Below are 12,357 nucleotides of genomic sequence, written 5' to 3' on the forward strand. Positions count from 1 at the left end.
AACATGCCCCTCACAATTCCCGGCTGACACGCGCCGGATTTGGCAACGTCTCAATGCGGGGTACGTCAAAAGCAACCCCAACATCAAAAGCAACGGCAACGGCAGCGGCAACTTCAAAAGCAACGGCAAGTTCAAAAGCCACTGCCCCACATTTCCCCAGCAAGCTTCACAAATCTCCAGGCGAAAAAAATCCCGCTCGCCGTAAAGTGGTGGTGCGCAAGCGGGATTGGAGAAGACTTTGCTTTGGCTTATGCTTCGGTCAGTGCCGGGTAGTCGGTGTAGCCGTGCTCACCTACGCCGCCGTAGAGCGGGGCGTCGCTGAAGGGGACGTTGAGGGGCAGGTTGTGTTGCAGGCGCTGCACCAGGTCGGGGTTGGTGATGAAGGCGCGGCCGAAGGCGACCAGGTCGCCGTGGCCGCTGGCGATGGCTTCGCGGGCCATCATGCGGTCGTAGCCGTTGTTGACCAGCCAGGCGCCGTCGAAACGCTGGTGCAGCGCTTCGTAGTCGAACGGGGCGTTGTCGCGCGGGCCGCCGGTGTGGCCTTCCACTACGTGCAGGTAGGCCAGGCCGAATTTGTTCAACTGTTCCACTACGTAGTTGAACAGCGGCTGCGGCTGGCTTTCGCTGGAGTCGTTGACGGGCGATACCGGCGACAGCCGAACGCCTACACGGCCGCCGCCGATTTCGGCAGTGGTCGCGGCGACCACTTCCAGCAGCAGGCGGGCGCGGTTTTCGATGCTGCCGCCGTAGTTGTCGGTGCGGTGGTTGGAGCCGTCGCGCAGGAAGCTGTCGAGCAAATAGCCGTGGGCGCCGTGGATTTCAATGCCGTCGAAGCCGGCTTCCAGGGCGCGTCTTGCGGTCTGGCGGAAGTCGTCCACCACGCCCGGGATTTCGGCCAGGGTCAGTTCGCGCGGCACAGAGGTGTCGACGAAGCCTTCGCCGACCACGAAGGTCTTGGCGTCGGCGCGGATGGCCGATGGCGCTACCGGCGCCTTGCCGTCCGGCTGGAACGACACGTGCGACATGCGCCCGGTGTGCCAGATCTGCACCACGATGCGGCCGCCTTTTTCATGCACGGCGTCGGTGATTTTCTTCCAGGCGGCGACTTGTTCCGGCGTATGCAGGCCGGGCGTGTTGGCATAGCCTTGCGCTTGCGCCGACACCTGGGTCGCTTCGGTCACGATCAGGCCGGCCGAGGCGCGCTGGGCGTAGTACTTCAGGTTCAGTTCGTTCGGCACATTGCCTTCGCCGGCGCGGTTGCGGGTCAGCGGCGCCATGACAATCCGGTTGGCCAGCTCGATGTCGCCGATGCGTGCGGGTTGGAACAGGCTGTCTTCGGTGCGGGCTTCTTTGTTGTGACTCATGTTGATTCCTTTTTCAGTAAAACGCGCTCTGGCGCTAGATGGTTTGGGTTACTGCAAGCAAAACAATTCAATATTCGTTAAATGACCGGTCGTCTCGGATTTGTTTTAAAAAATCTCATTCAAATTCCCCCGTCTGCCGCATGACGCTGCAAGCAAGGGTAACTATTGCGGCAAGAAAAAATGATCGAACATCAGGTTGACGCAGGCCCGCACCGGCGCCGTCGAGCGCTCGATCTTCATGCGCAGCAATGCGCCTTCCCAGGCATTCCAGAAAAAATCGGCCAGCTGTTCGGCGCTGAGGTCGGTGCGCACCGTGCCATCGGCCTGGGCTTTGCGCAGATAGCTGACGAAGCGCTTGCGCCAGCCGCTGACGACTTCTTGCAGGGTGACCCGGCACACTTCGCTGGACTCTGACATTTCCGCGGCAAAATTGCCTAGCAGGCAGCCGGCTTTCACTTCGCACTGCTCGTGGTAGCTGATGAGGCGTTCGTAGGTATAGCGCAAGGCGGCCAGCGGCTGCTCCGGGCCCTCGGCAAAATATGTCGACCAGGTCGCGGCGAAGCCGTCGGCGTAGTGCGAAATGACTTCGCCGCCGAAGTCTTCCTTGCTCTTGAAGTAGTTGTAGAACGAACCCTTGGGCACGCCGGCGGCATCGACGATTTCCTTGATGCCGGTGCCGTTGTAGCCTTGCTCGACAAACAGCTTGAGCCCGGTTTCCAGCAGCGTCGCGCGGGTGTCGTTGGGGGTGTGAACTTTATCCATGCCGCTATTATATGACCAGTCGTCTCAAAATGCTTGACGACTTTGATTGATTAAATCAATGGCAACAATAGCCTTGTTGCCCCATGCTGAAAAATCGCGCTTTGGGCAGGAGCCGGACAGGCGTCTCCCAGGTGTCTCATTCAAGACAAAAACCGCTTATTTATTTGTGGAAATACGTAAAATCTGCAGGCAAACGGGTATCATTTGCATAAGCTTTTTATCCAAAGCTTTGCGCGCCGCACTCGCATATTTCGCTCACTTACCCAGTTTGCCGCCTTCAAAGAGTTGCCATCATTTTTAATGCCTTCCGTCTATTTTTCATGCGCAAGCTGTCGGCCGATCCGATGCTGCGCCACCACGATTTCCGTCGTTTCTGGCTGACCACCACCATCGCCAGCTTCGGCGAACAGATCAGCAGCCTGGCCATTCCGCTGACGGCGGTGCTGCTGCTGCATGCGACGCCGGCCCAGATGGGGACGCTGATTGCGTTGCAAACCTTGCCGTTCGCTTTGTTTTCGCTGCCGGCCGGGGTCTGGCTGGACCGCCGCAGCAAGTATCCGGTGCTGCTGTGGTCGGAATTCCTGTTCGGCTGCGTGCTGGTGATGATCCCTATCAGTTACTGGCTGGGCCTGCTTTCCATGCATGTGCTCTATACAGTGGGTTTCCTGATGGGCGTGGGCTTCGTGGTCGGCGGCAGCGCGGCCCAGGTATTCCTGGCGCAACTGGTTGGCCGCGAACACCTGCTCGATGCGCAAAGCAAGTTCGCCGCCACCGATTCCATGGCGCGCCTGATCGGTCCGGGCATCGCCGGCATGCTGGTGCAGGTGTTGACGGCGCCGGTGGCGGTGCTGGTCAATGCCCTCAGCTTCCTGTCGTCATGGTGGAACCTGCGTTACCTGCGCAAGCGCGATCCTTATCCGGCGCCGTCCAACCGCCATCCGTTCCGCGAAATGGTGGACGGCATCAAGATGGTCAGGAATCACGAAGTGCTGTGGGCGCTGGCCTGGGGCACCGCGCTGTGGCAGATACTGTTCAACGGCTATCTGGCGCTGCAGATCCTGTTCGCCACGCGGCAGCTGGGCATGTCGCCTGGCGTGCTGGGCGCTGCGCAAACGCTGGGCGGCTTCGGCGTGCTGGTCAGCTCGATGCTGCTCAAGCCGTTGTCGCGGCGCTTCGGCAGCGGCCGCACGATCCTGATCGGCCTCGGCGGCACCGCGGCCGCCTGGCTGCTGCTGGCGGCGATTCCGTCCACCATCTTCGGCTCGTCCCTGCTGAGCGCGCTGGCTTACGGGGTAGTGGTGTTTGTATTCGATTGCAGCGCCATGCTGTATTTCATGCCCTACCTGGCCTTGCGCCTGAAACTGACGCCGGACGCGTTCCATGGCCGCATGGTGTCGACCATGCGCTTCATGACGGTGGCGGCGGCGCCGCTGGGCGCCTTGTCGGCCGGCTGGATTGCCGAACACCTGGGCGTACGCAGCGGCCTGATCGCCATCGCGGCGGGCGGCAGCCTGCTGACTTTCGGGCTGATAAAAGCGTCGCCTTTGCGCGATATCCGGGATTGATTTGCTGCCGTTGCAGTGTTAACAGGCCCTAGCTGCGCTTGAGCTGAGCGGGAATGCCGAGACCGTCCCGCTCATCTTCCCAGGCTAGGGAAACCATCTTCCAGCCGTCTTCCATGCGGATCAGCTGCAGGGTCTTGACGCCGTAGGCGTGAAACGCCTTGCCGTCCAGTACGCCGCTCTTTTCATAGACGCTGTAACGTTGCGCAATGCCGCCGAAGATATCCGTGCGCGCCGATACTTCCTGTTCCTGGAAGTCCACCAGCCGGCCGCCGGTCAGCAGCTTCAGGCGCGGCGCTATGAATTGCTGGAGCGTGTAGATCTCGCGCTCGCCGCCGTTGCATTTGATGATCAGGCCCTGGGGAATGAACATGCCATGGATGGCGTCGACATCAGGCCGGGCGCCGTTCTTGTTGGTGAATACGGAAAAGAAGGCGCGCACCAGCGCGTCGATTTCAGATTGGTCAATGCTGGCGGATGGCGCAAGAGTGGTCATGATGGGAGAGGAAGGTGGGCGAAGTGAAAAGATTAAGCTGCCCGCAATCGTTGTGCAAGCCCTATCTTGACGAAAAAAATGGCGATGCTGGCAGCACTGCCAGGCATCGCCATATTCATGCCGACAAGTTTGCTTACCTGGCCGCCAGTGCGGCAGGTGTTGCGGCGGAAGCAGCGGCTGGAGCGCCCCAGCCGCCGCCCAGCGCCCGTATCAGGCCCACCGACGCCACCGCCCGCTGGCCGACGCTCTGGCTCTTGGCGCGTTGCGCGGAGAGGCTGGAGCGCTGGGCGTCGATCACTTCGAAATAGCTGGTCGAGCCGTTGCGGTAGCGCGAATCGGCCAGGCGCGCGGCCAGCTGCGCCGATTTCACGGCGTCTTCCTGGAAGCGGATCTGGTTATCCAGCGTGCGCATCGCGCTCAGGTTGTCTTCCACATCCTGGAAGCCGACCAGCACCTGCTGCCGGTAGTTGGCCACCACCGATTCATAGTTGGCGTCGGCCTTGGCCAGGTTGGCCTTGTTGCGGCCGCCATCCAGCAAAGGCAGGTTCAGCACGCTGCCGACCAACGGCCCCAGCATCCAGCTGCGGCTGGACCACTGGAACAGGTTGTGCAGCGCGTCCGAGGCAAAGCCGCCGGAAGCGGTCAGCACCAGGCTCGGGAAAAAGCCGGCCTTGGCGACGCCGATGCGGGCGCTGGCGGCGGCCAGCTGGCGCTGCGCCTGGGCGATGTCCGGGCGCCGTTCCAGCAGGTCGGATGGCAGGCCGGGCGGCACGCTGACCGTCACCGGCTGCAACGGCGCGGTAGCCAAAGTGAACTGCGCCGGCGCCTTGCCCAGCAGGATCGCCAGCGCATGGTCGCGCTGGGCGCGGTTGCGGCTGACGCCTTCCTGTTCAGCCTGGGTCACCGACAGTTCGGTCTGGGCTTGCGCCACATCCAGTTCGCTGGTGTCGCCGGCATCGTAGCGATGCTGCACCAGGCGCAGGTTTTCCTGGCGCAGCTTGATGGTCTGCTGCAGCACGTCGAGTTCCGAATCGAGCGAGCGGATCGCGAAATACTGCTGGGCGACGTCGGCCTGCAGCGCCAGCAGCACCGAGCGGTACGCTGCTTCCTGTCCTTCGGCATCGAGGCGGGCGGCGCGGCTGCTGTCTGACAGGCGGCCGAACAGGTCGACCTCATAGGACGCGCCTAGCTGCGCCTGCCATTGGGTGGAGGTGGCGCTGGCCGTACCCTGGCGGGTAGGGCCGAAGGCGGCGCCCAGCTGGAAGGCGCGGTCGGCATCGGCCAGGCCGGCGGTGGCGCGCGCTTCCTTGACGCGCGCCAGGGCCATGACCAGGGTCGGGCTGGATTGGGTGGCGTCGGTGATCAGCTTGCTGAGTTCGGCATCGCCGAACACCGACCACCAGGCGCCGCGGTCGGCGGCGTCGGCAGGCTGCGCCACTTTCCAGCTGCCGTCCAGCGCTGCGGCTTCGCGATACTGGGCTGGCATGTCGACCGCGACCTGTTCCGGCGGTTTGGTGGTGGAGCAGCCGGCCAGCACCAGCGCGGCCATCATTGCAGTCAGTTTCAAGTTAACGCTTTTCATGTTCAGATTCCTTCAATTTGCGCGCTGCTGGCAATCACGGGTACAGCGCTGCCGTGCGCGCCAGGGACCGGGCCGGTATAGGCTTCGGCTTCGTGTTTGCCGGTGCTAGTCCAGCGCGATGCCAGGGTGCGCAACAGTACATAAAAGATCGGCGTCAGGAACAGGCCGAAAGCCGTCACCCCGATCATTCCCGAGAACACCGCCACGCCCATTGCATGGCGCATTTCGGCGCCCGCACCGGAAGACAGGATGAGTGGCACGACGCCGGCGATAAAGGCGATCGAGGTCATCAGGATAGGCCGCAGACGCAGGCGGGCAGCTTCGATTGCGGCAGCGTAGATGGAACGGCCTTGCAGCTCCAGCTCATGGGCGAACTCGACAATCAGGATGGCGTTCTTGCACGCCAGCCCCACCAGCACGATCAGACTGATCTGGGTGAAGATGTTGTTGTCGCCCCGCGTCAGCCAGACGCCGGCAATCGCCGACAGGATCCCCATCGGCACGATCAGCAATACCGCCAGTGGCAACGTCAAACTTTCATACTGCGCAGCGAGCACGAAGAACACCAGCAGGATAGACAGCGGCAGGATGATGAACAGCGTATTGCCGGCGATCTTGTCCTGATAGGTGATTTCAGTCCATTCGTAGCTGATGCCGCGCGGCAGGGTCTCGGCCGCGATGCGTTCCACCACTGCCTGGGCCTGGCCGGTGCTATAGCCGGGCGCCGGGCCGCCGTTGACGTCGGCCGAGGGGAAGGCGTTGTAGCGCACTGCCTGGTCGGGGCCGTAACTTTGCGTCATCTTCAGCAGCGAGGACAGCGGCACCATTTCGCCCTTGTCGTTGCGCGCTTTCAGCAAGCCGATATCTTCAGCGTGGGCGCGGAACGGCGCATCCGCCTGGACCCGGACCTGGAAGGTGCGGCCGAACTTGTTGAAGTCGTTCACGTACAGGGAGCCCAGGTAGATCTGCAAGGTGTCGAACACCGAAGGGATGGACACGCCCAGCTGCTGGGCGCGGACGCGGTCGACGTCGGCGTACAGCTGCGGCACGTTGATCTGGAAGCTGGAGAACATGCCGGCCAGTTCCGGCGCCTGGTGCGCTTTCGCCATGAAAGCTTGCAGGGCGTCGTTCAAGGCCTGGTTGCCCAGCGCGCCGCGGTCTTCAATCTGCAGCTTGAAGCCGCCGATGGTGCCCAGCCCCTGTACCGGCGGTGGCGGGAACACGGCAATGAAGGCGCCCTGGATGGCCGCGAATTTCTGGTTCAGCTGCTGCGCAATCGCCTCGCCGCTTTGATCGGCGCTGCGGCGTTCGTCGAACGGCTTCAGCGTGGTGAACACGATGCCGGAGTTCGGGCTGTTGACGAAGCCGTTGATCGACAGGCCAGGGAAGGCCACGGCCGATTCCACGCCAGGCTGTTTCAACGCGATTTCGGACATCTTGCGCATCACGTCTTCGGTGCGGTCCAGCGAGGCAGCGTCCGGCAGCTGGGCGAAGCCGACCAGGTACTGCTTGTCCTGCGCCGGGATGAAGCCGTTCGGCACGGTGTGGAACAGCAGCATGGTCAGGCCGATCAGCACGGCATACACGCCGAGGGCGGCAGTCTTGCGTTTGAGGATGCCGGTGACGCCTTCGCCGTACGAGGTCGAGCCGCGATGGAAGACCTTGTTGAACACCGAGAAGAAACCGCCGAAGACACGGTCGATGGCACGCTGGAAGCCGTCCTTCTTGGCGCCGTGGCCTTTCAGCAGCAACGCGGCCAGGGCCGGCGACAGGGTCAGCGAGTTGAAGGCCGAGATCACGGTCGAGATGGCGATGGTCAAGGCGAACTGCTTGAAGAACTCGCCGGTCAGGCCGCTGACGAAAGCCAAAGGCACAAACACCGCGCACAGGGTCAGGGCGATCGCCACGATCGGTCCCGACACTTCGCGCATCGCCTTGTAGGTGGCTTCCTTGGCGGACAAGCCGTTTTCGATATTGCGCTCGACGTTTTCCACCACCACGATGGCGTCATCGACCACGATCCCGATCGCCAGCACCAGCCCGAACAGGCTCAATGCATTAATCGAAAAGCCCAGGCCCATCATCACCGCAAACGTGCCGATGACCGAGACCGGCACCGCCAGCAGCGGGATGATCGAGGCGCGCCAGGTTTGCAGGAAGATGATGACCACGATCACCACCAGCAGGATCGCTTCCAGCAGGGTGTGCACCACGGCTTCGATCGAGGAACGGACGAACTGGGTCGGATCGTAGACGATCTTGTAGTCGACGCCTTCCGGCATGTCTTTCTTCAGCTCGGCCATGGTGGCGCGCACGTTGTCGGAGATTTCCAGGGCGTTGGAGCCGGGCGCCTGGAAGATCGGAATCGCTACCGCCTGCTTGTTGTCCAGCAGCGAGCGCAGGGCGTATTCGCTGGCGCCGAGTTCGATGCGCGCCACGTCTTTCAGATAGGTCACCACGCCGTCGGGCGAAGTGCGAATCACGATGTTGCCGAACTCTTCTTCGTTGGCCAGGCGGCCGCGGGCGTTCACCGAGATCTGGTAATTGACGCCGGGAACCGCAGGCGAAGCGCCGATCACGCCGGCGGCGACGTTGACGTTCTGTTCGCGGATGGCGTTCACCACATCGGTGGCGGCCAGGCCGCGTTCAGCCACCTTGCGCGGATCGAGCCAGACCCGCATCGAATAGTCGCCGGAGCCGAACAGCTGCACCGAGCCGATGCCGGGCAGGCGCGCCAGCCGGTCCTTGACGTTCAGCACCGCGTAGTTGCGCAGGTAAGCCATGTCATAGCGGTCGTTAGGCGACAGTAAATGCACCACCATGGTCAGGTTGGGCGAACTCTTGACCGTGGTCACGCCCAGCCGCTGCACCACATCCGGCAAGCGCGGCAAGGCCTGGTTGACGCGGTTCTGCACCAGCTGCTGCGCCAGGTCGGGCGATGTGCCGAGCTTGAAGGTGATGGTCAGCGTCATCAGGCCGTCGGAAGTGGCCTGCGAAGACATGTAGAGCATGCCTTCGACGCCGTTGATCTGCTCTTCGATCGGCGTGGCGACGGTTTCCGCGATGGTTTGCGGATTGGCGCCAGGATACTGCGCCTTGACGATGACGGAGGGCGGAATCACTTCCGGGTACTCGGAGATCGGCAGGCTGAGCATGGAAATCAGGCCGCCGATCAGGATGATCGCAGATAGCACGCCCGCAAAAATCGGGCGGTCGATAAAGAATTTAGAAATATTCATGGTGTTGGGCTCTGCTGTGTGTTGGCGTCGATGCGGTGTGCGATTGTGCTGATATCGCCTTGGTAATCGTCGGCGCCCTTGTTATTTAGCTGCAGCCACGGCCAGTGCATTCTTCGCTGGCGCGAGCAACTCACCGTCCATGGCTACCGTCACCGGTGTGACTGTGTCGTTCGGCCGGATCCGCTGCAGGCCGTTGACGACGATCCGTTCATCCTTCTTGAGGCCGGAGCGCACGATCCGCAGGCCGTCGACGATCGGGCCCAGCTTGATCGTGCGATAGGAGACCTTGTTGTCGGCGCCCAGCACCATGACGTATTTCTTGTCCTGGTCGGTGCCGACCGCCTTGTCGTCGATCAGCACGGCGGTCTCTGCCGCCGCGCCGCCGGTGCGCACGCGGGCGTACATGCCGGGCGTCAGGGTGCCGTTGGGGTTATCGAACACCGCGCGCACCCGCATCGTGCCGGAGGCGGTATCGAGACGGTTGTCGAAAGCCTTGATCTGGCCCTGGTGCGGATAGCCGTCTTCACTGGCCAGGCCGATGGACACCGGCAGGTTCTTGACGCCGGAATTGCCGACTGCGCCGTTGGCGGCGTAGCGGATATAGGTCTGCTCATCGACCTCAAAGTTGACGTATACCGGCGAGACCGACACCACGGTGGTCAGGGCAGGGGAGCTGACGCCGGCCCCGACCAGGTTGCCGACCGTGATCTCGGCGCGCGAGACGCGGCCGCTGACCGGCGCCGTGATCGCCGTGTATTGCAGGTTCAGGCGCGCGCTCAGCACTGCCGCTTCGGCCGCTTTCAGGCTGGCGTCGGCTTCCAGCAGGGCATTGTTGCGCTGGTCCAGTTCACGCTGGGCGACCGCGTGTTCTTCGATCAGGCGGCTGGTGCGCGCCAGTTCGGTCTTGGCCAACGACAAGCCGGCCTGCGCGCCGGCCTGGGTCGCCACCGCACGCGCCAGTTCGGCTTGATATGGGCGCGGGTCGATGGTGAACAGCGGGTCGCCTTTCTTGACCAGCTGGCCTTCCTGGAAATGCACGGCGTCGATGGTGCCGGAGATGCGCGGCCGTATTTCCACGCGCTCGATGGCTTCCACCCGTCCGGAAAAATCATCCCATTCGGTGACTGATTTTTCCAGCACCGAGGCTACCGAAACCGATGCCGCCGCCTGCGGCGGTGCGGCCGGCTTGGCGGCGCGGCTGGTGAGGGTGACAGTGCCCGCAGCGGCGAGGATGACGATGCCGACGGCGATGGCAATGGCTTTGCGAGAGAGTAATGGTGTCGAAGTGTGCATTTGGGGCCCCTGGTAACGATAAGCGAGACGAAAAGAAATAAACGGCAAAAAAGAAAACTGGTAAAGAAAGCAGGGTGAACCGCGATCTGGAATCGACAGCTGCTTGGCTGTTACTGCATTCCGGCCGGATTCGGGAAGAGGTGGTTGGGGAAATCAGAGCAATTGCTGCAAATCACGATTAGCAATATAGAGGTGGCGAGGCATCGGCCGATAGCCGCTTACTGCACACTTCTTGTCTGATCCTCCAAATCCACCCTGCAATCTCTGTCCAAAGGGCAAAAAGCGGCCGGGCAATACGCCAAACTTGATTCTGTGAGACACTAAAATTTCCATGTGGCCACATTTAAGGCCGGATGATCATTATTCAATAGTGATCACTACGAATTAGAGTGTGACTCTAGCGGGCTTGTTTTCCGCTGTCAAGTGGTTTAATATCGATCACTATGGAAATGACACAAGACAAGCCGCGCAAGAAGCCAGGCCGCCCTTTATCCTTCGATAGGGAGCAAGCGCTGGAAAGCGCGATGCTGGTTTTCTGGCGCTACGGCTACGAGGCGACCTCGCTCAACGATCTCACCAGCGCCATGGGAATCACCCCGCCCAGCCTGTACACGGCTTTCGGCGACAAGGAACGCCTGTTCCTGGAAGCGGTGGAATATTATCTGCAGAAGAAACCCTGCTTTTTCGCCTCGATCGCGGCCGAAGCGCTGACCGCCAAGGAAAGCATCCGCAGTTACCTGGAAGTGATCGCCGTCTCGCAAAGCGACCCCAATCAGCCGCCCGGCTGCATGGTGGTCACCTCGGCCACCAATTGCACCGCGGCGTCGTCCCATGTGCAGGAAGTGCTGGCGGAATACCGCATGCAGATGGAGAGCGGCATCAAGGTGCGCCTGGATCGCGGCATCAGCGAAGGCGATCTGGCGGCCGATACCGATACCGCTGCGCTGGCCAGCTTTTTCGTGACCGTCATTCACGGCATGTCGACCCAGGCGCGCGACAACGCCAGCCGCGAGAAGCTGCTGGCAATCGGCGCGCAGGCGATGCGCGCCTGGCCGGATCCGGCTTGAGCGCTGTTCGCCCTAGATCCTGACTGCAGGCTCAGTACTTTCCCTTCCATCCGGTCATGGCTGATGCCTGGCCGTGCATCGCTGCGCTGCGCGTAGCGTTTCCAGCCGTCCTGGCGGCTCCCGCCAGCGGCCTTTCCCCGTGCCTCGCTGATAGTTGAATCCCCGGTCTCGCGGCCGGTGCCGGCACAGCATATGCTGACATGACGCTCGCATTTTCAGACCGGTCCTACATTAATTGATATGACGGGTGGCTAGAATGATAAGCCTGGGTCTCAGTCGTATCGCTATGCAGTTTGTTTCCCCTGGCGGCAGAACTTGTCGCTGTCGACGGCAAATTGAAGCGGTCACGAGCAGAGGCGTTTGGCGCAAGCAAGAATTTTTCTAGAGGCTGTCGTGATGAATCAGATACAAAGACATGAAATCAAACTTCGAGATGGTCAATGGCAAAAGCTGGAGCCGCTGCTGACCGGCAAGTCGAGCGACCCCGGAGCCCGCGCAAAAAACAACCGGCTGTTCATCGAAGCGGTGCTCTGGATCGTGCTGAACAAAAGTCTGTGGCGTCATCTGCCGCAGCAGTTCGGCAATTCCAGTACGGTGTACATGCGCTTCCGGCGCTGGACCGAATGCGATTTCTGGCGCCAGCTGACGCGCAGCGAGCTGGAAGACGAGGAGCTGGTGCAGATGCTGGAGCAGATTGCCGAATACGGCGATATGTATACGCAGCGCATCGAACAGCGTTTGGCAAGAAAAGCCAAGAAGACCATTTATAAATCCGCCATCAATGCCGCCAAGGCGATCAAGCCGGCCCAGCGCGCGCAGCTTGCATCGGAGGAGTCGACCTTGCATTGGGTCGGGCTGGTGACGCCGTAGAAATCGCTCAAGATCGGCGCGGGCGCTGGTTTTCGGGGTGATGGGGCCTTGGATTTGGCGGCCCGGAACGGGCTCCCGCAAGGCCGGAAACAACATCATTTTTCGGCCTCGATAGAAATTTA

At 61.8% G+C, this 12,357-nt stretch carries 10 protein-coding genes; 4 read left to right on the forward strand and 6 right to left on the reverse strand.

What is annotated here, in order from left to right:
* Positions 1 to 205: hypothetical protein (locus AC07V8_RS22365; protein ID WP_494680261.1), on the forward strand; the 205-nt coding region annotated here is incomplete at its 5' end.
* 43 nt (positions 206 to 248) lie between these two features.
* On the opposite strand, the gene AC07V8_RS22370 is transcribed toward AC07V8_RS22365, so the two are convergent.
* Together AC07V8_RS22370 and AC07V8_RS22375 are read right to left on the reverse strand one after the other, a co-directional pair.
* Positions 249 to 1,364, reverse strand: coding sequence for an alkene reductase (locus AC07V8_RS22370; protein WP_494680262.1), 1,116 nt, complete (start codon positions 1,362 to 1,364; stop codon positions 249 to 251).
* Between the two features lie 162 nt (positions 1,365 to 1,526).
* Complete coding sequence (locus AC07V8_RS22375; protein ID WP_494680263.1) at positions 1,527 to 2,126, reverse strand: TetR/AcrR family transcriptional regulator; 600 nt, start codon at positions 2,124 to 2,126, stop codon at positions 1,527 to 1,529.
* A gap of 320 nt (positions 2,127 to 2,446) precedes the next feature.
* On the opposite strand from AC07V8_RS22375, the gene AC07V8_RS22380 reads away from it, so the two are divergent.
* The gene (locus tag AC07V8_RS22380; protein WP_494680264.1) at positions 2,447 to 3,691 is read left to right on the forward strand and encodes an MFS transporter; all 1,245 of its coding nucleotides are present in this window, start codon (positions 2,447 to 2,449) and stop codon (positions 3,689 to 3,691) included.
* 28 nt (positions 3,692 to 3,719) lie between these two features.
* Here AC07V8_RS22380 and AC07V8_RS22385 read toward each other — a convergent pair whose 3' ends face one another.
* From AC07V8_RS22385 to AC07V8_RS22400, 4 genes are all read right to left on the reverse strand, one after another.
* Complete coding sequence (locus AC07V8_RS22385; protein WP_494680265.1) at positions 3,720 to 4,184, reverse strand: hypothetical protein; 465 nt, start codon at positions 4,182 to 4,184, stop codon at positions 3,720 to 3,722.
* A 133-nt stretch (positions 4,185 to 4,317) separates the two neighbouring features.
* Positions 4,318 to 5,766 carry an efflux transporter outer membrane subunit gene (locus tag AC07V8_RS22390; protein WP_494680266.1) on the reverse strand — a complete coding sequence of 483 codons (1,449 nt, stop codon included), beginning with the start codon at positions 5,764 to 5,766 and terminating at the stop codon, positions 4,318 to 4,320.
* Positions 5,767 to 5,768: 2 nt separating this feature from the next.
* Positions 5,769 to 9,005, reverse strand: a complete 3,237-nt coding sequence (locus AC07V8_RS22395; RefSeq protein ID WP_494680267.1) for an efflux RND transporter permease subunit — start codon at positions 9,003 to 9,005, stop codon at positions 5,769 to 5,771.
* 81 nt (positions 9,006 to 9,086) lie between these two features.
* A complete protein-coding gene (locus tag AC07V8_RS22400; RefSeq protein WP_494680268.1) occupies positions 9,087 to 10,298 on the reverse strand; it encodes an efflux RND transporter periplasmic adaptor subunit in 1,212 nt (403 codons plus the stop codon).
* Positions 10,299 to 10,741: 443 nt separating this feature from the next.
* On the opposite strand from AC07V8_RS22400, the gene AC07V8_RS22405 reads away from it, so the two are divergent.
* Both AC07V8_RS22405 and AC07V8_RS22410 read left to right on the forward strand, forming a co-directional pair.
* The gene (locus AC07V8_RS22405; protein ID WP_211441737.1) at positions 10,742 to 11,365 is read left to right on the forward strand and encodes a TetR/AcrR family transcriptional regulator; all 624 of its coding nucleotides are present in this window, start codon (positions 10,742 to 10,744) and stop codon (positions 11,363 to 11,365) included.
* A 396-nt stretch (positions 11,366 to 11,761) separates the two neighbouring features.
* Positions 11,762 to 12,235, forward strand: a complete 474-nt coding sequence (locus AC07V8_RS22410) for a transposase (protein ID WP_494680269.1) — start codon at positions 11,762 to 11,764, stop codon at positions 12,233 to 12,235.
* Positions 12,236 to 12,357: the final 122 nt, after the last annotated feature.

It is taken from the genome of Collimonas sp. GW821-FHT02H07 (assembly GCF_059421505.1).